Consider the following 20947-nt stretch of genomic DNA (forward strand, 5'->3'; position numbering starts at 1 on the left):
CTTACCTTTTCTGAAAAACCTACTGAAAACCCTATTATGAATATTACCCAACTGATTGCCAAAGAACTTTCCGTTTCCGCTTCGCAAATCCAAGCCGCGGTCGACCTGCTCGACGACGGCGCCACCGTGCCTTTTGTCGCGCGCTACCGCAAAGAAGCCACCGGCGGATTGGACGACACCCAATTAAGAACCTTATCCGAACGCCTGCAATATCTGCGCGAGCTTGAAGACCGCAAACAAACCGTGCTCAAAAGCATTGAAGAACAAGGCAAGCTCACCCCCGAACTGGCCGCAGCCATTGCCGAAACCGACAATAAAACCGCACTCGAAGACCTTTACCTGCCCTACAAACCCAAACGCCGCACCAAGGCCCAAATCGCGCGCGAAAACGGTTTGCAGCCCTTAGCCGATTTACTGCTGAACACACCATCCGACCAGCCCGAAAAAGAAGCCGAAGCCTATCTCGGCGACAATGTGCCCGACACCAAAGCCGCACTCGACGGCGCACGCGCCATTTTGATGGAACAATTCGCCGAAGAAGCCGAACTCATCGGCCGCCTGCGCGAAAAACTATGGGCAGAAGCCGAAGTACACGCGCAAGTTGTTGCCGGAAAAGAAAGCGAAGGCGAAAAATTCAAAGATTATTTCGACCACCGCGAAGCCATCCGCACCATGCCCAGCCACCGCGCCCTTGCCGTTTTGCGCGGCCGCAATGAAGGCATTTTGCACGTTGCCCTCAAATACCAGCCCGACGAAACCCCGATTACCGAGCAAAGCGATTATGAAAAAATCATTGCCGCCCATTTCCATATCGGCGACAACAAATGGCTGAAAGACACCGTGCGCCTCACATGGCGCGCCAAAATCTTCCTCTCGCTGGAGCTCGACGCCTTTAACCGCCTCAAAGAAGCCGCCGACACCGACGCCATCACCGTATTCGCACGCAACCTCAAAGATTTATTACTCGCCGCTCCCGCCGGCCGCTTAGCGACAATGGGCTTAGACCCCGGTTTCCGCACCGGCATTAAAGTGGCCGTGGTCGACGATACCGGCAAATTAATCGACACCGCCGTCGCCTATCTGCACCAAGAAAGCAACGCCTTAGCCACCCTTGCCCGCCTGATTAAACAGCACGGCGTTAAACTGATTGCCATCGGCAACGGCACCGCCAGCCGCGAAACCGACAAACTGGCGGGCGAATTGGTGAAAGGCCTGCCCGAAGCCAAGCTGCACAAAATCGTAGTCAGCGAAGCGGGTGCATCGGTATATTCCGCTTCCGAATTGGCGGCCAAAGAGTTTCCCGAGCTTGATGTTTCCCTGCGCGGCGCGGTATCCATTGCCCGCCGCCTGCAAGACCCATTGGCCGAACTGGTGAAAATCGACCCCAAATCGATCGGTGTCGGCCAATATCAGCACGATGTTAACCAAAGCCAATTGGCCAAGTCGCTCGATGCCGTGGTCGAAGATTGCGTAAACGCCGTCGGCGTAGATGTGAACATCGCTTCCGCGCCCCTACTCGCGCGCATTTCCGGCCTCAATCAAACACTGGCGCAAAATATCGTCGCATGGCGCGATGAAAACGGCGCTTTCGACAGCCGCCGTAAACTCTTGAAAGTACCGCGCTTGGGCGAAAAAACCTACGAACAAGCCGCCGGATTCCTGCGCATTAACGGCGGCAAAGAACCGCTCGACGCTTCCGCCGTACACCCCGAAGCCTACCCCATTGTCGCCAAAATGCTCGACGACCTGCACATCAAAGCCGCCGACCTTATCGGCAACCGCGAAAAAATCAAACAAATCAAACCCACCGCCTACACCACCGAACAATTCGGCCTGCCCACCATTATGGATATCCTCGCCGAACTGGAAAAGCCCAGCCGCGACCCGCGCGGCGAGTTTCAGACGGCCACATTTGCCGAAGGTGTAAACGAAATCAGCGATTTAGAAATCGGCATGATTCTCGAAGGCGTAGTCAGCAACGTCGCCAACTTCGGCGCATTCGTCGATATCGGCGTCCACCAAGACGGCCTCGTGCATATTTCCGCCCTATCCGACAAATTCGTCCAAGACCCGCGCGAAGTCGTCAAAGCCGGCGACGTGGTAAAAGTAAAAGTGCTCGAAGTAGACCCCGCCCGCAAACGCATCGCCCTCACCATGCGCCTAGACGACGAACCCGGCAGCAGTTCCGCCAGAAACAGGCCGTCTGAACGCAAAAATCGCCCGGGCAATCCACGCGGGAATGGCAATAAAACCAATAGCAAACCACGCGATAAACAGCCGGGCAATACCGCAATGGCGGATGCATTTGCGAAGTTAAAGCGGTAGAAAGCTAAAAACCCATCTATAAACTGAATAATTTGAAAAGAGCTTATGATTAAAAAAGATACCTTTGCTGATTTACTAAATGCCCTTGATTTTATCCAAGATGGAGAAATCTATACTAAAAATATCAATGGCCACGAGATGAAAGTTGACTTTGCTAATCAAAAATTGATTTATCCGCAAGGTGTAACCACTATCCGCAAAACTACTTTAAATTTTAGCCAAAATGAAAACTTTGTAGTTTTCGAATGCATTCATAATCTACTACAAAGCGGTTATAAACCGGAACATATCACCTTAGAGCCTGAAATGACAGGTGGTCGCGAAAGCACCAGCTTCTATTGTGATATCTTGTTGAAAGACAACAATGGTGCAGAATATCTTTTGATCGAATGTAAAACGACCGACAACAAAGACAGTGAATTCGAAAAAGCATGGAAAAGAATGCAGAAAGATGGCGGACAGTTATTCAATTATTTCAACAGTTATCGTAAGGCTCAATATCTGTGTCTTTATACTGCCGATTTTTCAGAAGGAAAAATAGAGCAAAGCTATCATCTCGTTTCCATGAAAGATAATGAAAAATATCTAGAAAGCGATGATAAACTTAGAAGTTATCAAAGTGTACGTGATGAAAGTGGTAGCAAAAGCGATTTCTTCCAAGTGTGGAAACAAACCTATCAACTTGACTCTACTGAACACAATTTATTTGAGTCCGCCCCATTCGATATAGGTACTCGTCCTTTTTCTATCAATGATTTAAAGGAGTTGGATAATAATGGTATACAGAAAAAATATCACCAATTTGCCACTATCATGCGTCAGCATAATGTATCCGGACGTGAAAATGCCTTTGATAAATTGGTAAATTTATTTTTAGCAAAAATTAAAGACGAAAGCGAAAATCCAAATGCATTAAAAGTTTATTGGAGAGGTGCTGCGCAAGATAATTATTTCGATCTACAAGATCGCTTACAAGAGCTCTATAAAAAAGGAATGGATGAGTTTCTAGATGAAGAAATTACTCATATAACTAATGATGAAATAGAAGATGCTTTTGTCTTATTTAAAAATAAAACAGATGAAACCAAAAAAACTATTTTAGAGAAATTCAAGCAAATTAAATATTACACCAGTAATGATTTTGCTTTTCTAGATGTACACAATCACACACTCTTTTTCAAAAATGGTGCGATTTTGAAAGAAGTCGTACAAATGCTACAAGACATTCGCCTTAAAACCGATAATAGTGGTGAAAACCAATTTTTAGGTGATTTATTTGAAGGCTTTCTAGATCAGGGTGTCAAGCAGTCCGAAGGGCAATTTTTCACACCGCTGCCTATTGTGCGCTTTCTCGTTTCCTCTCTACCCTTAGAGCACATCATTTCAAATAGCGAAAGTGTCCCTCAAATGATTGATTACGCCTGTGGTGCAGGACATTTCTTAAATGAATACGCTAAACAAATTCGTCCTTTCATACAAAAATATAAAAATACCGATACAGCTCCGTATTACCAAGCGATTTACGGTATAGAGAAAGAGTATCGTTTATCCAAGGTAGCTAAGGTTTCTGCCTTTATGTATGGGCAAGACGGTATCAATATTATTTATGGTGACGGATTAACTGAACACGACGATATCAAGAAAGGTACATTTTCTGTATTAGTTGCTAACCCTCCGTATAGCGTAAAGGGTTTCTTAGAAACACTTTCCGAAGAAGAACGCAACGCTTTTGCTTTATATCAAAGCGTAGATAAAACCGACACATTCAATTCAATAGAAACCTTTTTTATTGAACGTGCTGCACAATTACTCACACCAGGTGGAGTTGCTGCCATTATTCTGCCATCATCAGTACTCAGTAATGGCGGTATTTACATCAAAACCCGTGAAATTCTTTTGCAGCACTTTGATATTGTTGCCATTGCTGAATTTGGTTCAGGTACATTCGGTAAAACCAATACCAATACGGCTACATTGTTCCTACGTCGAAAAGCAGATACTCCAAACCTTTCCATCCACTATAAAAACCGTGTAAATTATTGGTTCAATAATGATCACAGTACAGACAGTTTATTCGAAGATGGCCATCTACTTGCTCAATACTGTCAGGATTGCGATATAGACGAAACGGATTATCATGCTTTTATTTTCAATAAAAGATTGCCTGAGAATGGTATTTTTGCTGATTATCGAGCCGAATATCAAAAAAGTAATGACTGGAAAGCACATCAAAAGATGAGAGCTTTTCAAAGAAAAAGTGCTGATGAACAACAACAGGAGTTTGAAATCGCAGCCTTTAAATTTGCCTCTGATATAGAGCGTGACAAATTACACTATTATCTACTTGCTTCTGCCAACCCCCAACCTGTACTACTGATTAAAAGCCCTGCCAACAATAAAGCAGCCAAAACCTTTCTTGGCTATGAATGGAGTACACGTAAAGGAAACGAAGGTATTAAATATATTGGCAGTACTGAAATAGGGGATGAAGATAACCCCAATCGTAATCAGGGTATTTTTAAAATAAATACTCCTTTATTTAATCCTAATGATTTATCAGATACAGGCAAAATTAACCACCTTATCTGTCAGAATTTTCAGACGGCCTCAAATAATTTTCCAACAACTATTCCTGAAAAATTACGCCCTTATGCTAGTCTGAACTTATTAAATAAAATGCTAGATTTTTCACGAATCAGCTTTGACAAAGCTATTCAGACTAGTTTAACGGAGAAAGTAGAAATTATTAGTAAGTATCCTCTAATCAGACTAAAAGATTTAGCAAGCATTATTCGTGGTGTAACCTATTCAAAAAATGAACAAGCACAAAAAATAACAAATAAAATTATTTTACCAGCCGACAATATTACACTTGATGGCCATTTAAATATTAGTAAAGAAATTTATTTAGATGAAAATAAAGAACTTGATGACGAAAAAAGATTAAAAAAAGATGATATTTTTATCTGTTTCTCAAGTGGTAGTGAAAAGCATGTGGGTAAACTATGCTTAATTACTCAGGATACAAATTATTTTGCTGGTGGATTCATGGGAATTTTACGTTCTAATAAAGAAGTATTAGCATCTTATTTATTTAATGTTTTAAATTTAGATAATATGAGAAACAAAGTTCGACAATTAAGTAATGGAAATAATATCAAAAATTTATCTAGTTCTATCGGTGAGTTAAAAGTCCCGCTCCCCCCCAAAAATATTCAAGAACAAATTGTCATTGAATGTCAAAAAATAGACCAAGAATACGAAACCAGTCGTATGGAAATTGAAACCTACCGTACTAAAATTGCTAAAATATTTAGTGATTTAGAAGTTTTAGCAGAAACTCAATCTGACAAGACACGGGGGGGGGGGTAAAATCATTTAAAATCAAAGACTTGATAGATATAAATAAAATTAATATCAATCCTACAGACGCTCCTGATAAAGAGTTTATATATATTGATATTGATGCAGTTGAAAATGGAACAGGTAAATATAGTATAGAAAAAACTTTTTTAGGCAAACGGGCTCCGTCTAGAGCTAGACGAATTGCTAATAAAGGCTCTACTATTATTTCAACTGTTCGCCCCAACCTAAAAGGATTCGCCTATATAGCAGAAACTATTGAAAATAGTGTTTTTTCAACAGGCTTTGCCGTTTTAAATAGTAAAGACGAAAAAATTCTAATTAATTTAATGATTTATTATCTATTTATGTATTCAGAAGGATTAATGAAACAAATGATTGCCGCGATGCCTAAAGGCCAATATCCAAGTATTAACAAAGGAGATATTGATAACTTTATTTTAGTAATTCCGCCACGAACAGAGCAAGAAAAGATTCTTTCTGACATAGCCGAATACGAGGCTAAAATTGCTATTTGCGAACAAAAAATCCAATCTTTACCTACTCAAAAACAAGCTATCTTAGAAAAATATTTACATTAATTTTTTTCAGATGGCCTAAAACTTATCTACGAATTTAAATCATAGTAAGAGATGTGTATAAAGCAGTAGTTAAAACACTATTCCTTGTCTCAATCTTAGATTTAAGTTGTAGGATTATTAAGGAAAATTTTAATAATTAGGTCATTTAGGCATCTGAAACTTAACCATATTCCAATTAATCCTCTATCTTTTCACCATGAATCACAACACTATCGAAACCCACCCCCTACCCCCATTCGCGCCGCCAAACGCCAAGCTGCTGATGCTCGGTTCTTTTCCGCCGCCGCGTGCGCGTTGGAAAATGGATTTTTATTATCCGAATTTCCAAAACGATATGTGGCGGATTTTCGGCTTGGTGTTTTTCGGTGATAAAGATTATTTTGTCGAAGCGGGCGGTAAGGCGTTTAAAGAAGAGTTAATCCGTGCTTTTCTGGCGGAAAAAGGGATTGCCATCAGTGATACAGCCTATCAGGTGCAGCGCTTGCAGGGGAATGCGGCGGATAAGTTTTTGCAGATTGTAAAGCCGTTGGATTTAGCGGCTTTATTAGCCACCATGCCGCATTGCCAAACGGTAATGACAACGGGCGAACTGGCTACCGATACCCTGCTTTCGCTAATGCCGTCTGAAACGGCGAAACCGAAAATCGGCCATTATGCGCAAGCCGAGTTTGGCGGGCGCTTGTTGTATCTTTACCGTATGCCCTCTTCATCCCGCGCCTATCCGCTGGCCTTGGATAAAAAAGCCGCGATATATGAACGGTTTTTTAAGGAAATCGGTTTATTGTAATCCGAATAGGATTGAATCTAATCATATTAATCATATCAAGCAACGCGTGCGTGCTACGGGCACGCACCCTACCGCAAAACTAACCATCCCATGCGTAGGGTGTATGGCATAGCCACGCACACGGCTTTGTGAAAACCAACCATCGCGGGCATTCCGTCAGCACGCACGCTACACATGGTTTACACAATAAAAGGCCGTCTGAAAGATGAACTGCACCCCAAAAGTTGGACACTTCTCCAATCCATTAAGGTGCAGTTTTCTTATGAGCAAATATACATTAGACTTTAAATACCAAGCCGTACAATATTACCGGCACGTACGCAGCCAACAGCGTACCGCCGATCATTTTAATATTTCCCGTACCCATTTACGCCGTTGGATAGCCGCATACAACCAAGGCGGCATCCGCGCACTTGAGCATCCGCAGGCCATTATGACCATCAAACGTAAAAACCCCTTTATCGTCGATAAACCCGACCACGAAAAAACACAGGCGGAACTAATCGAAGAGTTGCGCTATATGCGGGCGGAGAACGACTATCTAAAGGAATTAAAAGCCCTCAGGCAGAAAGAAGCGGTCGCCAAAAAAGCGAAGCCGTCCAAGCACTGAGGGCAAAACATCCGCTTAAATACCTGCTGCACAGTGCTGCACTGCCCAAAAGCAGCTTTTATTACCACCACGGCCGTCCCGACCCGGACGAACAGGACAAAGCCGCCGTTGCCGAAGTTTATGCCCGCCATCAAGGGCGTTACGGATACAGGCGGATTGCCGCCACTTTGTCATGGAATAAGAAAAAGGTTGCCCGTTTGATGAAACTGTTGCAATTGAAAGCCAAAGTGCGTCCGAAAAAAGCCTACCGCCATCCGGCAATGGGGGAACCGTCGGATAATATTCTGAACCGCCGCTTTGAGGCGCAAAAACCTAATGAGAAATGGCTGACGGATGCCACCGAATTCAAGTGCAGCAATGGTAAACTGTATCTGTCACCGATATTGGATGTATTTAACCGCGAAATCGTCGCTTATGCGATGAGCCGTCGCCCGAACAGCGAGATGGTGGAAAGAATGCTGAATGATGCGGTCTGCAAACTGACAAAGGCAGATAAAGTGCTGCTGCATTCCGATCAAGGTGTGCTGTACCGTACGGAAGCCTACCGCCGCACGTTGGCGGAACACGGCATAGTGAAGAGTATGTCGCGTAAAGGCAATTGTTGGGACAATGCACCGATGGAAAGCTTCTTTGCGATACTGAAGACGGAATGCTTTTATCAAGAAGGCAAACTTTCGACAACAGAGCTGATGCAGACAATAGATGACTATATACGATACTACAATCATAACAGATGTAGTTTGAAATTGAAAAAGCTGAGTCCTGTGGCATACAGAACCCAGCTCGAAAAGGCAGCCTGAAAAGGCTTTTATGTTTGTCCAAGATTTGGGGGGCAGATCAAGATAATGTTTCAGACGGCCTTTTATAACTCAAAAGCAATATATGATTAGGCTTCTTTGTTTTCAGTTTTCACACGCAAACGCAAGCCTAATTCGCGCAATTGTTTGTCGTCTACCGCATTAGGTGCGTTGGTGAGCAAGCATTGTGCCCGTTGTGTTTTCGGGAATGCAATCACATCGCGGATAGATTCCGCACCGGCCATCAGAGTAACCAAGCGGTCTAAACCGAATGCCAAACCACCATGCGGTGGCGCGCCGAATTTCAGGTTATCCAGCAGGAAGCCGAATTTGTTTTGTTGCTCTTCCGGTGTGATTTTCAGGGCGGCAAATACTTTTTCCTGAATATCGGCACGGTGGATACGGATAGAGCCGCCGCCGATTTCCCAACCGTTGAGCACCATATCGTAAGCGCGTGCCAAGCAGTTTTCCGGATCAGATTCCATTAAGTCTTCATGGCCGGGTTTCGGTGAAGTAAACGGATGGTGCATAGCGGCATAGCGGTTATTTTCCTCGTCGTATTCAAACATCGGAAAATCAACCACCCACAAGGGTTTCCACTCGTCAACAAAATAGCCGTTTTCCGCACCGTGTTCATGGCCGATTTTAATACGCAGGGCGCCGATTGCTTCGTTCACCACTTTGGCTTTATCGGCACCGAAGAAAATAATATCGCCGTTTTGCGCGCCGGTTTTGGCAATAATTTCTTTCAAGGCGGTTTCAGACAAGAATTTCACAATCGGCGATTGCAAGCCGCTGTCTTCGCCGTTGCTGATATTGTTTACATCGTTCACTTTGATGTAGGCCAAGCCTTTGGCGCCGTAGATGCCGACAAATTTGGTGTATTCGTCGATGTCTTTACGGCTCAGTTTGGCACCGTTGGGCACGCGCAAGGCTACCACACGGCCGCCTTTCATATCGGCTGCGCCACGGAATACTTTGAATTCTTCCGTTTTCATTAGTTCGGTCAGCTCGGTGAATTGCAACGATACGCGCATATCGGGCTTATCCGAACCGTAGTAGAACATGGCATCGGCAAAAGTCATGCGCGGGAAGTCGCCAAGTTCTACGTTTAAGGTGTCTTTGAATACCTGCTTGGCCATACCCTCGGTGATATCCATAATTTCGTTTTCATCTAAAAATGAAGTTTCCAAGTCGATTTGGGTAAATTCGGGCTGGCGGTCGGCGCGCAAGTCTTCATCGCGGAAGCATTTGGTGATTTGGTAGTAGCGGTCGAAACCGGCCACCATCAATAATTGTTTGAACAATTGCGGCGACTGCGGCAAGGCGAAAAACTCACCCGGATGCACGCGGCTGGGCACCAGATAATCGCGCGCGCCTTCGGGGGTAGAACGGGTCAACATCGGGGTTTCAATGTCGATAAAACCTTGTGTATCCAAATAACGGCGCACACCCATCGCCACTTTATAACGCAGTTTCAAATTATTCTGCATTTGCGGACGGCGCAAGTCGATAACGCGGTTGGTTAGGCGTACATTTTCGCTGATGTTTTCATCGTCGATTTGGAACGGCGGCGTCGCGGCGGCATTCAAGATTTCGATTTCTTTGGCCAGAATCTCAATTTTGCCGGAAATCATTTTATCGTTGGCCGTGCCCTCGGGGCGGTGGCGTACTTTGCCGGTAATGCTCAAAACGTATTCGTTACGGGCGGAATCGGCGGTTTGGAAAGCTTCGGGGGTATCCGGATCAATCACCACTTGAACCACGCCCTCGCGATCGCGCAAATCGATAAAAATCACACCGCCATGGTCGCGACGGCGGTGCACCCAGCCTTTCACCGTAACAGTTTGGTCTAAATATTGTTCGCTGATTAAGCCGCAATAGTTGGTACGCATAAAATCCACCTTATTTGTTTCGTTTATTTTCAATTGTATTCAATTTAACTGATTGATTTAATAACAACTGCCTACTGCTTAATCAAGCATAGGCCGTCTGAAATACTATATTCTATTCGTTTATGGCTTATTGTGTTTTTTCAATCGGTATATTATGTTCGGGTAATGTTTTTACACCCAATTCATCCGGTAAAACCATACCCAGTGAAATCACATATTTCAATGCATCATCCACGCTCATATCCAGCTCGCGTATATCACTTTTTTTTACCATTACATAATAACCGCCAGTCGGGTTAGGCGTAGTAGGAACATAAACAGACACATATTCCTCATCATCCAAACTGCGCCGGATAGCATCGGATATATGGCCGGACACGAATGCAATAGTCCAAATTCCCGGCTGCGGAAACGGAACCAAAACTGGTGTTTTAAAAGAACGGCTGTTATCCGACAAAAGTGATTCCGATACTTTTTTTACACTCGAATAAATCGACTTAACAACAGGAATCCGGCCGAGTAATTGATCCCAAAAACCAATCAGGCGCTTGCCAATCATATTGGCACCGAAAAGCCCTGTAACAAATAAAGCCAATACTGTAATAATCACACCCAGCCCGGGAATATTGAAACCCAGCAAATATCTCGGCTGCCACCGCATAGGTAAAAGATTGAGCAGTTGGTCTGAAGCGGAAATAATATATGTCACCACCCATAGCGTAACCACTATCGGCAGCCACACCAAAACACCTGTAATCAGGTATTTCCTTAATGCTTTGGCTATGCCGCCGCTTTCAACCGGTTCGCTGGCCATATATATGTGTTCCTTTCATAAGGGCAATTGCCCAAACGCGACATTATACGTGTTCAGGTGACAATAGACGAGTATCACGCTGTTAAAAACAGCCGTCTGAATAATATCGGCGGCCATTTAAAACAGCCTGATGCTCAAAAACAATCAAACCTTATTAAAATCCGTCCCAATCGTTCAACATAATACCGAAACCAATGCTGTTGTGTTTATGATTATAATCCAGAAGGCTTTCACCATAACCGTGCACGCCTTGAATATAACCTTTCAGCTTGCCTTTCAATGGGAAAGTATAATCGGCCTGAATACCGCCTTTACCTGTTTTCGGATTGTAGCGCATGGTGGTGGCAATGGTTTGCTTATCACTAAAGCGGTATTGCACTTTTAAATCACCATAACCCATATATTTCATTAGATCGGGATTGTCGTCTTTCTCTCCTTTCTGATCGAAAGCCCGCACCCAAACGCGTGGAATCACCGTTAATTTACCCCACTCCATACCGGCCATACCATAAATCCTATTCCAAGAGCGGGATAACGGACGGCTTTGTCCGTTCGACTGATGCACCAAACCCAAACCCAACACGCGCAGCTTACCGCCACCGGGTAAATCAGCCTTCACCGGCTGGGTAATAAATACTTCAGGCGTATAGTCATTATTGCGGAACGGTGCCGATTGCTCACCCTGATTCCAAAGCTGCCAATGAGCTGTTTGCGTATAGCCGAACCAAATATCGGCACGGCTCTTAAACACATCTTCCATCAACTTGGTTTTGAAAGATATCTGCATTTTGGTTTCAAGTCGTTTTTGGTCTCTGGCTCGTGAAGCATCAGTGACACCACGTGTCGGCGACTCAGGGTAATAGTTAGGCGTGCTGTTGTACCATGCCGGCAACAAATATATAGGATTGTGTTCGCGAACCGATAAAATGCCGCGCACATCATTTCTATCCAAGTCATACATTAGGCTTAACGGCGTGTAGGCATCGGCCGCATCCAATAATGCTTCCGAAGGCTCCACACCTGCTTTATCATCGCTGAATACAACGGTTGCTTTTTTATTAGACAAACTTTCATCAACCGTTTTGACCAAATCTACTGCTTTAGACGGTTGAACAGGGGCCACCGGCGGCGCCTGTGGCGGAAGCTGCGCCGCATAAATTTTGTCAAAACACGCCAAACGTAGTGAATTGTCTTTGATTAAAGTACATTGCAAAGCTTGAGCATCAGCACCATCCGTAGCAAAAGCAGGTAGTGATATCCCAGCAGTAACACCAAAAATAAAAATACGCTTCAACATGGTTAAAAATCCATTTGATTCAATTAAATTATCTGCCTTTAATGATAATATAAAATGCTTACTATATGCCGATTATCCAGCATAAAATACTCAAATGGTATACATTATTTATATTACTCAAGATCAGATTGACGACCATCTGAATATCACAATTTCAAAATATAAATAAAATCCGCCCCGTATTGTGCCAATTTTATTATTAAAACAGTAATTACTGATCGTATCGGAAAATGAAACAATTCCCTTACTGCTGCCTAATAGGCTGCATATAATTTATTATGTTTCATTTAAAAAATTAATGCCCCGAAGGCTTTTATCTACACTTCGGGGCACTGACTATTTACTAAACCATACAGCCGGCAACATCTCTATACTTCCTGTTTAACCGACAGATGCCAAACAGCCTGTACAAAAATTAAGCCAAAGCTTTGATTTTGGCAGATAAACGGCTTTTATGGCGGGCTGCTTTGTTTTTATGGTAAACGCCTTTATCGGCAAGACGGTCAATCACTTTTACCGCTTCTTGATAAACTGCTTGAGCAGCTGCTTTATCACCTGTTTCAACTACTTTCAGAACCTTTTTCACTGCAGAACGGAAAGCAGTACGCTGGCTGGCGTTGTGAGCACGTTGTTTAACCGACTGGCGGGCACGCTTACGGGCTTGTGCGCTATTTGCCATATTTAATATCTCCTGATAAAAATCAAATTTCGTAAACGCTCAATTTTAAAGACTTACCCCATTATGCGCAAGTGTTTTAATTAAAATCTGTTTTTCAAATCCTTGCTTATTTGTTTTTAAGAAAATATTCACACCAGCCACCGCCTTTTTCAGACGGCCTGTCTATTTCACCTGTCTTATCCAAAGTGATATATCAACTTTGATATCACTTTGATTTTTCATAAGCATTACTTTACAATACGCGCACCGCCGCCGGGGTGTATATGGGGTGGCGGTTTTTTATTTTAACCTTTCATCAGGAAACCAACCCGTATGAAAAAATCAGTATTAGCCGTTATGGCTGCCTTATCTTTGGCGGCTTGCGGCGGACAAAGTGAACAAAATACCGCCCAACCTCAAGCAGATGCAAGTTCTGCCTCTGCTGCCACCGGCGGTCTGCCCGTAACCGACACGCTTAATATCTACAACTGGTCTAACTATGTAGATGAAAGCACGGTTGAAGACTTTAAAAAAGCCAACAATTTAAACCTGACATACGATTTGTATGAAAACAACGAAACATTGGAAGCCAAAGTCTTAACCGGTAAATCAGGCTATGACTTGGTCGTGCCCGGTATTGCTTTCCTACCACGCCAGATCCAAGCGGGTGCATACCAAAAAATCAATAAAGACTTGATTCCCAATTATAAGAATCTTGACCCTGAAATGATGAAAATGATGGAAGCAGCCGACCCGGGTAATGAATATGCCGTGCCCTATTTCTCAGGCGTTAATACTTTGGCGATTACTGCCAAAGGTAAAGAAGCTTTAGGCGGCGAACTACCTGAAAATGGTTGGGATTTATTATTCAAACCTGAATATACCAACAAACTGAAATCATGCGGTATTGCTTTATGGGATACCCCGAGCGAAATGTTCCCAATTGTATTGAACTACTTGGGCAAAGACCCGAAAGGCAGTAATACGGAAGACATCAAGGCCGCCGCAGCCGTATTGCAAGCCATACGCCCCGATGTAAAACGTTTCAGCCCTTCAGTTATCGACGAATTGGCACGCGGCGATGTTTGCTTGGCAGCCGGTAACGGTGGTGATTTGAATATGGCCAAAGCCCGTTCCGAAGAAGTGAAAAACAATGTCGGTATTGATGTGTTAACGCCAAAAGGCATGGGCTTCTGGATTGAATCTTGGCTGATTCCCGCCGATGCGAAAAATGTGGCCAATGCACATAAATACATTAACTACACTTTGGATCCGGAAATTGCCGCGAAAAACGGCAACGCCGTAACCTTCGCTCCGGCCAGCCTGCCGGCACGTGAAAAAATGGATCCGGCACTGGTTGCCACCCGCTCTATCTTCCCAAATGAAGAAGATGTGAAAAACGGCTTCCTGATGCCGCAAATGGATAACGATGCCAAAAAGCTGACTGTCAATCTGTGGCAGAAAATCAAAGTCGGCACTAACTAATCTTCCCATACTTTCATATTAGGCAATATCAAACAACGGCTTTTATACAGCCGTTGTTTTTTATTTTACAGTCGGCAAGATAAAAAACTGAGGCCGTCTGAAAAATCAAGCATATCTCTTATTTCTAAAATTTCTATCTTTTTTAAAAACAAAGATATAGCCTACTATTTTTAAAAAAACTGAGTTTTCTCTTTCGTATAAACAACCAACTTATATACCAATATCAGCTTGATAGCGGCTATAATTTCCTATTAGGAAACGAATGTTAAATAAAATTGGTATTTATCAAACATCAGGCATTCCATACAATACACACATCAACAAAACAGGCAGCCGATAAAAATATTGCCTGATGTTTAAAACCCAATAAAAAATACACCATGAGGACAATTATCATGAAAAAAACTATGCTTACTTTCGCCGCTTTAGCTACCTTAGCCACTTCTTTCGCTTCTGCCCGCGGTGCCCACATGCCTAAATATGATCATGCCAATGATTCAGGCCCTATCGCAGGCTTGCAAGCAACCAATGATGATTATGAAGACAGCATCCAATTCATCGCTCCGCGCACCGGTATTGATGAAAATGCTTTCCAATATCAATATGAACATTTAGGCCGCACTGACCGCCATTAAATATAAGTTTGCCATGAGGGTTGACAGGCCGTCTGAAAAATTTCAGACGGCCTGTTTTTTATAGTCATTATTATTTTTAATACCGAGTATATTAAAACCGGTTGATGCAATATATTTACTTGGACTCCAAAACAATTCCATCAAAATATCCACGCATACCACAATATAATTCTCGATATTTATTATTAATATCTTTCAATAAAAGCTGGCTTCTGCCTTTTTGTGTGGCGGGGTATAGGCGTAATTCATAAGTTTCCCCTTGCTGATCAGTATTTAAAACCCAATGATTTTTTGACCAGAATGCCAAATGGTCACTAATATTGCATAAATGCAAATTGGTAAAAATTAATTCCGCGTCAACGATAGCCAGATAAGGCTTGCCGGGAATACGGTGAATAGAAATACGATTAGTGGCGGCTTGCTTATCAGACCATTGCCTATTAGCCGGGTTATAGGTAGAAATATTTGTGGGTTGATAGAAATCACCAAATGCTGTTCGGCCGGGTAGTTCGGAATCTTTAAAATCAACCGGATAACTCCACGCGGTACCTAAAGTAGCTCTGCCACCCATGCGTTCTCTATATTCTTGAATAAGACAGCTTTCATCTTTACAGGTATTGCGCTGAAATTTCAGCCATTGCGACTGCTCTTGACGTATATTATTTTTATTTGCCGCATCGTTGGTTAGTTGTGCTTGGTATTTTTTAGCCAAAGCACCATCCAGAGTGGAGAGTTCTGTGTTAGCACACACTGTTTTTTCCACCCAACTTTGCGCTTGAGTGCAATCAAAACCTGCTGAATGGGCAAAATTGAAGCTGATTGTGAAAGCGAAAAGCCCAATAATGGTAAAAATTGATTTTTTCATACAATATTCGCTCTATAAAAATAAATGCCATTATTGATATATTGCATGACTGAGTGAAAAATATCTAGTTATTGATATTAATAGATTTGCCATTATAGGGTTGGCATTCTTCGTGTCTGATAGATGAAACCCAGAATAATAAGGATATAAAGAATATTCAAATATCAAAAAGTTAAGGGCTGCCCTATCATATCGGGCAGCCCTTACTTTATATATCAAGATGGCTTTTTACGGCTTGAAGGTGTAGCTATCAATTTTGCCTTCAGGCATCACCGGCACCAACAAATTATCGCCATAGCTTGCAATATCGGCAGAGCCTTTTCCACTGTCAAACAATGGTTTGGTTTGCCCGTTGCTATATTGCATAATTTTTCCGGCCAACATATCGCTAACAATAATATTACCGCGTATTTTGGTAATACCGTCCAGATTGCCGATTTGTTGCGCACCGGGAAGCGGTTCGACTTTTTTAGTGGCAATATCAACAGCATAGATGCCGCCTAAGGTATCGGTTGAAAAATCCTCCCGCATGCCTTCGCCCCAGTTGGCAACCAATAAACGGTTACCGTCGACAAATAAACCGTTAGGATGTGAAAAAGCATTACTTTCCACCCATTTTGACAACGTTTGCCCTTGTAAACGGAAAATGCCACCACCGACAACATCACTGACATAGACATTACCTTGTTTATCAACGCTGACATCATTGAGCATTTTGCTATCTTCTGCGGTGATGGTTTGCGTAACCTTGCCACTGGGAATATCTACAATACGCAATTGTTGAATGTCTGCAATGTATAGTGAATCTTCATATTGGGCGATACCTTTAGGGGCATTGAGCCCGCGCACCCAACTTTTTTCCAGTAGTTCACCATTTTTACCTAAGCGGCTGATATAGGCTTTACCATCTTGTGCCATCGGGCCGCCGTCATTATTGGTTACATAAAAATTGTCACGCTTACTGTCATAGGCCACCGATTCCGGATGTACAAAACCGCTACTCGACCACTGTAATGCCGGTTTTGCCAATTCTTCGGCATGGGCGGCGTGCATCAATATGGCAGCACTACCTAAAATGAGGCTTCGCTTGATTCGATTCATTGGTTTTCTCCATTATCATTACTTATACTTAGCAAATTCAATATCGGTATCAAATTTGAAAAGTAAATATTGGTTTGATTGAGGCTTACGGTAAGTCTAAATCCGACCTTGCCGGTTTTGCCTTATAAATGCTAGCTACGGGTCATAACTCCGTTTTTAATCCTAATTTTAGACATGGCCGAACCTACTATTTTACTGGTTTCAATGGCTTTATTAATTCTTGAAATATCGCTTTCAGTCAGTTGTATATTAAGACTTTCTACCGACTCTAATAATTGGGAAACCTTTCTTGCCCCTGTTAGCGGAATAATATCTTGCCCTTTGTTAAATATCCAAGCATGGGCTAATTGTGCGATCGAAATATTTTTTTCAGCGGCAATTTCATTCATCACATCAGTTAAAGGGTCTTTTTGCGTACCAAAAAATTTGCCTAGTCTTAATAATCCGAAAGCGACAACCCCAATACCGAACGCTCTGGCCACCGGCAGTATGTCTTTTTCAATGCTGTTATTGGTAATCGAATATTCTAATTCCACCAAACTAATAGGATGCACTTCATTGGCTTTTCTCAACACATCCGCATCAACTTCCGACAAACCAATGTATTTGACATAACCTTCTTTGACTAAATCGGCAATAGCGCCAATGGTATCCTCAATCGGAATCCCCATATCCACCCGGGCGGGTTGGTATAAATCGATATAATCAAGATTAAGGTTTTTGAGTGCCGAAGTAATGTATTTTTTTACATTTTTAGGGCCTACATCTACAATATTTTCTTTCTTTTCTTTTTCAGCCAAATTGCCGAAAGTACCGTATTTCACGGAAATAAAAGCCTTATCTCTATCTTGGTTTTTTAGCGCTTCACCGATTAATTTTTCATTATGCCCGTCGACACCATAGAAATCGCCTGTATTCAAAAAGTTAATTCCTAAATCCAATGCCTTATGAATGGTAGCGATACCCTCTTCTCTAGTAGAACCGGGCAAGGACATTCTCATGCAACCTAAGCCTAATCTTGAAATGCTAAAGTCTTTATTTTGATATTTTTCGATAGTCATATCTCTAACCTCCAGTGAAGTTAATCATGATTCCATCCGATTAAGATAATCATAAAGGCTATTCAGATTTTCAATATAACGCCATGATTATAAATAAAAGCCTTTAATAATCTATAAGTTTAAACAGATATGCAAATTAACCATAAATGCCATAATACCGTTTACTACTAAAAGCGGGCTATTATCCATATCTATTTCAACATTATGAATATAATAATATATTTTATAATCTAACATATTCATTAGAAAATAATTCCTCAAATTCAGCAAATACAAAGTAAATAGCTGTTATCCCTATTTAATGATTTCTTACCAATCCATGATTTCCTATTAAGAAACGAATGTTAAATAAAATTGGTATTTATCAAACATCGGGCATTCCATACAATACACACATCAACAAAACAGGCAGCCGATAAAAATATTGCCTGATGTTTAAAACCCAATAAAAAATACACCATGAGGACAATTATCATGAAAAAAACTATGCTTACTTTCGCCGCTTTAGCTACCTTAGCCACTTCTTTCGCTTCTGCCCGCGGTGCCCACATGCCTAAATATGATCATGCCAATGATTCAGGCCCTATCGCAGGCTTACAAGCAACCAATAATGATTATGAAGACAGCATCCAATTCATCGCTCCGCGTACCGGTATTGATGAAAATGCTTTCCAATATCAATATGAACATTTAGGCCGCACTGATCGCCATTAATATCTTATTAAATTCCAGTTATATAAAAAGGCCGTCTGAAATTGAACTGCACCCCAAAAGTTGGACACTCCTCCAACCCATTAAGGTGCAGTTTTCTTATGAGCAAATATACATTAGACTTTAAATACCAAGCCGTACAATATTATCAGCGCGTACGCAGCCAACAGCGTACTGCCGATCACTTTAATATTTCCCGTACCCATTTACGCCGTTGGATAGCCGCATACAACCAAGGCGGCATCCGCGCACTTGAGCATCCGCAGGCCATTATGATCATCAAACGCAAAAACCCCTTTATCGTCGATAAACCCGACCACGAAAAAACACAGGCGGAACTAATCGAAGAGTTGCGCTATATGCGGGCGGAGAACGACTATCTAAAGGAATTAAAAGCCCTCAGGCAGAAAGAAGCGGTCGCCAAAAAAGCGAAGCCGTCCAAGCACTGAGGGCAAAACATCCGCTTAAATACCTGCTGCACAGTGCTGCACTGCCCAAAAGCAGCTTTTATTACCACCACGGCCGACCCGATCCGGACGAACAGGACAAAGCTACCGTTGCCGAAGTTTATGCCCGCCATCAAGGGCGTTACGGATACAGGCGGATTGCCGCCACTTTGTCATGGAATAAGAAAAAGGTTGCCCGTTTGATGAAACTGCTGCAATTGAAAGCCAAAGTGCGTCCGAAAAAAGCCTACCGCCATCCGGCAATGGGAGAACCGTCGGATAATATTCTGAACCGCCGCTTTGAGGCGCAAAAACCCAATGAGAAATGGCTGACAGATGCCACCGAATTCAAGTGCAGCAATGGTAAACTGTATCTGTCACCGATATTGGATGTATTTAACCGCGAAATCGTCGCTTATGCGATGAGCCGTCGCCCGAACAGCGAGATGGTGGAAAGAATGCTGAATGATGCGGTCTGCAAACTGACAAAGGCAGATAAAGTGCTGCTGCATTCCGATCAAGGTGTGCTATACCGTACGGAAGCTTACCGCCGCACGTTGGCGGAACACGGCATAGTGAAGAGTATGTCGCGTAAAGGCAATTGTTGGGACAATGCACCGATGGAAAGCTTCTTTGCGATACTGAAGACGGAATGCTTTTATCAAGAAGGCAAACTTTCGACAACAGAGCTGATGCAGACAATAGATGACTATATACGATACTACAATCATGACAGATGTAGTTTGAAATTGAAAAAGCTGAGTCCTGTGGCATACAGAACCCAGCTCGAAAAGGCAGCCTGAAAAGGCTTTTATGTTTGTCCAAGATTTGGGGGTCAGATCAAATTTCAGACGGCCTTTTCCTTGATTTATCATCCAATAATCAAGACAAATATCAACGCAAACCCAAACGCCGCTTTAAAAGCAAATACATCAAAGCCACATTAATCGAATCATTCAAAGCATCATGGCGGGGCAAATCGTTTAGCCCGAGTTTTTTACACATCGAATCCAAGCGCAAATCCACATAGCTGTCGTGTATGTTTTCTTTGCCCTGCCAACGGTGGTAGAGCGAAGATACATCGGTTTGTTTATTGGGCAGTTTGATGCCGATCATAGGCTTGAGAAACTTATTTATCATCGCCACATCATATTCCAAATAATAGCCGACTAACTCGCGTCCGCCGATAAATGCCAACAACTGCTTAACGGCTTCTTCCACCGGAATGCCGTCTGAAAGATCTTTCGGTCGCAATCCGTGCACACTGATATTGGCTGCCTCCATCGGGTTTTCAGGCTTCACCAACACATAAAACGATTCGCTTGCCAGCACTTGGTTATCACGGATTTTTACCGCACCAATCGACAATATTTCGGCTTCTTTTACATCCAAACTGGTGGTTTCGCAATCGAAGCTGACCAACTCGTCATGTACATCGTCGAATAAAAAATCATAATCGGGATTGGTGAGTTTTTTGCGTTCCCTGCCGCGTAAAAAGCGTTTAAACATACTCTTG

At 42.8% G+C, this 20947-nt stretch carries 19 protein-coding genes; 11 read left to right on the forward strand and 8 right to left on the reverse strand.

Annotated elements, in window-relative coordinates:
- Positions 1-36: 36 nt before the first annotated feature.
- The 6 genes from D0T92_RS09275 to D0T92_RS09300 all read left to right on the forward strand — a co-directional run bounded on the left by D0T92_RS09275 (position 37) and on the right by D0T92_RS09300 (position 8466).
- Positions 37-2325: a Tex family protein gene (locus D0T92_RS09275; protein WP_151052233.1), complete on the forward strand. Its 2289-nt coding sequence runs from the start codon at positions 37-39 to the stop codon at positions 2323-2325.
- Positions 2326-2370: 45 nt separating this feature from the next.
- Positions 2371-5697: an N-6 DNA methylase gene (locus D0T92_RS09280; RefSeq protein WP_151052235.1), complete on the forward strand. Its 3327-nt coding sequence runs from the start codon at positions 2371-2373 to the stop codon at positions 5695-5697.
- A 20-nt stretch (positions 5698-5717) separates the two neighbouring features.
- Complete coding sequence (locus D0T92_RS09285; RefSeq protein ID WP_191963636.1) at positions 5718-6269, forward strand: restriction endonuclease subunit S; 552 nt, start codon at positions 5718-5720, stop codon at positions 6267-6269.
- Between the two features lie 196 nt (positions 6270-6465).
- Positions 6466-7056: a uracil-DNA glycosylase family protein gene (locus D0T92_RS09290; RefSeq protein WP_151052239.1), complete on the forward strand. Its 591-nt coding sequence runs from the start codon at positions 6466-6468 to the stop codon at positions 7054-7056.
- 262 nt (positions 7057-7318) lie between these two features.
- Positions 7319-7666 carry a helix-turn-helix domain-containing protein gene (locus D0T92_RS09295; protein WP_151052241.1) on the forward strand — a complete coding sequence of 116 codons (348 nt, stop codon included), beginning with the start codon at positions 7319-7321 and terminating at the stop codon, positions 7664-7666.
- A 26-nt stretch (positions 7667-7692) separates the two neighbouring features.
- Positions 7693-8466, forward strand: a complete 774-nt coding sequence (locus D0T92_RS09300) for an IS3 family transposase (protein ID WP_263641713.1) — start codon at positions 7693-7695, stop codon at positions 8464-8466.
- Positions 8467-8552: 86 nt separating this feature from the next.
- Here D0T92_RS09300 and aspS read toward each other — a convergent pair whose 3' ends face one another.
- The 4 genes from aspS to rpsT all read right to left on the reverse strand — a co-directional run bounded on the left by aspS (position 8553) and on the right by rpsT (position 13148).
- Positions 8553-10358 (reverse strand): aspartate--tRNA ligase, encoded by a 1806-nt coding sequence (gene aspS, locus D0T92_RS09305; protein WP_151052245.1) that lies wholly within the window; start codon positions 10356-10358, stop codon positions 8553-8555.
- A 127-nt stretch (positions 10359-10485) separates the two neighbouring features.
- Entirely contained in the window at positions 10486-11172 is a 687-nt protein-coding gene (locus D0T92_RS09310; RefSeq protein WP_151052247.1) for a DUF502 domain-containing protein, read from the reverse strand.
- 154 nt (positions 11173-11326) lie between these two features.
- Entirely contained in the window at positions 11327-12469 is a 1143-nt protein-coding gene (locus tag D0T92_RS09315; protein ID WP_151052249.1) for a phospholipase A, read from the reverse strand.
- Positions 12470-12884: 415 nt separating this feature from the next.
- Positions 12885-13148, reverse strand: coding sequence for a 30S ribosomal protein S20 (gene rpsT / locus D0T92_RS09320; RefSeq protein WP_151052251.1), 264 nt, complete (start codon positions 13146-13148; stop codon positions 12885-12887).
- A 312-nt stretch (positions 13149-13460) separates the two neighbouring features.
- Between rpsT and D0T92_RS09325 the strand changes: the two genes are divergently transcribed.
- Both D0T92_RS09325 and D0T92_RS09330 read left to right on the forward strand, forming a co-directional pair.
- Positions 13461-14612: an extracellular solute-binding protein gene (locus D0T92_RS09325; protein WP_151052253.1), complete on the forward strand. Its 1152-nt coding sequence runs from the start codon at positions 13461-13463 to the stop codon at positions 14610-14612.
- Between the two features lie 395 nt (positions 14613-15007).
- Positions 15008-15247, forward strand: coding sequence for a hypothetical protein (locus D0T92_RS09330; RefSeq protein WP_151052255.1), 240 nt, complete (start codon positions 15008-15010; stop codon positions 15245-15247).
- Between the two features lie 115 nt (positions 15248-15362).
- Here the strand turns inward: D0T92_RS09330 and D0T92_RS09335 are convergent, their stop codons facing one another.
- From D0T92_RS09335 to D0T92_RS09345, 3 genes are all read right to left on the reverse strand, one after another.
- Entirely contained in the window at positions 15363-16112 is a 750-nt protein-coding gene (locus tag D0T92_RS09335; protein WP_151052257.1) for a lysozyme inhibitor LprI family protein, read from the reverse strand.
- Positions 16113-16340: 228 nt separating this feature from the next.
- Positions 16341-17213, reverse strand: a complete 873-nt coding sequence (locus D0T92_RS09340) for an SMP-30/gluconolactonase/LRE family protein (RefSeq protein WP_151052259.1) — start codon at positions 17211-17213, stop codon at positions 16341-16343.
- 131 nt (positions 17214-17344) lie between these two features.
- The gene (locus D0T92_RS09345) at positions 17345-18274 is read right to left on the reverse strand and encodes an aldo/keto reductase (RefSeq protein ID WP_151052261.1); all 930 of its coding nucleotides are present in this window, start codon (positions 18272-18274) and stop codon (positions 17345-17347) included.
- Between the two features lie 474 nt (positions 18275-18748).
- On the opposite strand from D0T92_RS09345, the gene D0T92_RS09350 reads away from it, so the two are divergent.
- The 3 genes from D0T92_RS09350 to D0T92_RS09360 all read left to right on the forward strand — a co-directional run bounded on the left by D0T92_RS09350 (position 18749) and on the right by D0T92_RS09360 (position 20234).
- The gene (locus D0T92_RS09350; protein ID WP_151052263.1) at positions 18749-18988 is read left to right on the forward strand and encodes a hypothetical protein; all 240 of its coding nucleotides are present in this window, start codon (positions 18749-18751) and stop codon (positions 18986-18988) included.
- A gap of 98 nt (positions 18989-19086) precedes the next feature.
- The gene (locus tag D0T92_RS09355; RefSeq protein ID WP_151049971.1) at positions 19087-19434 is read left to right on the forward strand and encodes a helix-turn-helix domain-containing protein; all 348 of its coding nucleotides are present in this window, start codon (positions 19087-19089) and stop codon (positions 19432-19434) included.
- A gap of 26 nt (positions 19435-19460) precedes the next feature.
- The gene (locus D0T92_RS09360; RefSeq protein WP_263641704.1) at positions 19461-20234 is read left to right on the forward strand and encodes an IS3 family transposase; all 774 of its coding nucleotides are present in this window, start codon (positions 19461-19463) and stop codon (positions 20232-20234) included.
- Between the two features lie 91 nt (positions 20235-20325).
- Here D0T92_RS09360 and D0T92_RS09365 read toward each other — a convergent pair whose 3' ends face one another.
- Positions 20326-20940 carry a 3'-5' exonuclease gene (locus D0T92_RS09365; protein WP_151052265.1) on the reverse strand — a complete coding sequence of 205 codons (615 nt, stop codon included), beginning with the start codon at positions 20938-20940 and terminating at the stop codon, positions 20326-20328.
- Positions 20941-20947: the final 7 nt, after the last annotated feature.

The sequence above is a fragment of the Neisseria zalophi genome (genome assembly GCF_008807015.1).
GTDB classification, from domain to species: Bacteria; Pseudomonadota; Gammaproteobacteria; order Burkholderiales; family Neisseriaceae; genus Neisseria; species Neisseria zalophi.

Excerpts from the sequence above, each read along its gene's own strand:
- aspS (WP_151052245.1), bottom strand. The coding sequence starts at position 10,358 with ATGCGTACCAACTATTGCGGCTTAATCAGCGAACAATATTTAGACCAA.
- D0T92_RS09355 (WP_151049971.1), top strand. The coding sequence starts at position 19,087 with ATGAGCAAATATACATTAGACTTTAAATACCAAGCCGTACAATATTAT.
- D0T92_RS09365 (WP_151052265.1), bottom strand. The coding sequence starts at position 20,940 with ATGTTTAAACGCTTTTTACGCGGCAGGGAACGCAAAAAACTCACCAAT.
- D0T92_RS09345 (WP_151052261.1), bottom strand. The coding sequence starts at position 18,274 with ATGACTATCGAAAAATATCAAAATAAAGACTTTAGCATTTCAAGATTA.
- D0T92_RS09325 (WP_151052253.1), top strand. The coding sequence starts at position 13,461 with ATGAAAAAATCAGTATTAGCCGTTATGGCTGCCTTATCTTTGGCGGCT.
- D0T92_RS09315 (WP_151052249.1), bottom strand. The coding sequence starts at position 12,469 with ATGTTGAAGCGTATTTTTATTTTTGGTGTTACTGCTGGGATATCACTA.
- D0T92_RS09335 (WP_151052257.1), bottom strand. The coding sequence starts at position 16,112 with ATGAAAAAATCAATTTTTACCATTATTGGGCTTTTCGCTTTCACAATC.
- D0T92_RS09310 (WP_151052247.1), bottom strand. The coding sequence starts at position 11,172 with ATGGCCAGCGAACCGGTTGAAAGCGGCGGCATAGCCAAAGCATTAAGG.
- D0T92_RS09290 (WP_151052239.1), top strand. The coding sequence starts at position 6,466 with ATGAATCACAACACTATCGAAACCCACCCCCTACCCCCATTCGCGCCG.
- rpsT (WP_151052251.1), bottom strand. The coding sequence starts at position 13,148 with ATGGCAAATAGCGCACAAGCCCGTAAGCGTGCCCGCCAGTCGGTTAAA.
- D0T92_RS09340 (WP_151052259.1), bottom strand. The coding sequence starts at position 17,213 with ATGAATCGAATCAAGCGAAGCCTCATTTTAGGTAGTGCTGCCATATTG.
- D0T92_RS09280 (WP_151052235.1), top strand. The coding sequence starts at position 2,371 with ATGATTAAAAAAGATACCTTTGCTGATTTACTAAATGCCCTTGATTTT.
- D0T92_RS09275 (WP_151052233.1), top strand. The coding sequence starts at position 37 with ATGAATATTACCCAACTGATTGCCAAAGAACTTTCCGTTTCCGCTTCG.
- D0T92_RS09350 (WP_151052263.1), top strand. The coding sequence starts at position 18,749 with ATGAAAAAAACTATGCTTACTTTCGCCGCTTTAGCTACCTTAGCCACT.
- D0T92_RS09330 (WP_151052255.1), top strand. The coding sequence starts at position 15,008 with ATGAAAAAAACTATGCTTACTTTCGCCGCTTTAGCTACCTTAGCCACT.
- D0T92_RS09295 (WP_151052241.1), top strand. The coding sequence starts at position 7,319 with ATGAGCAAATATACATTAGACTTTAAATACCAAGCCGTACAATATTAC.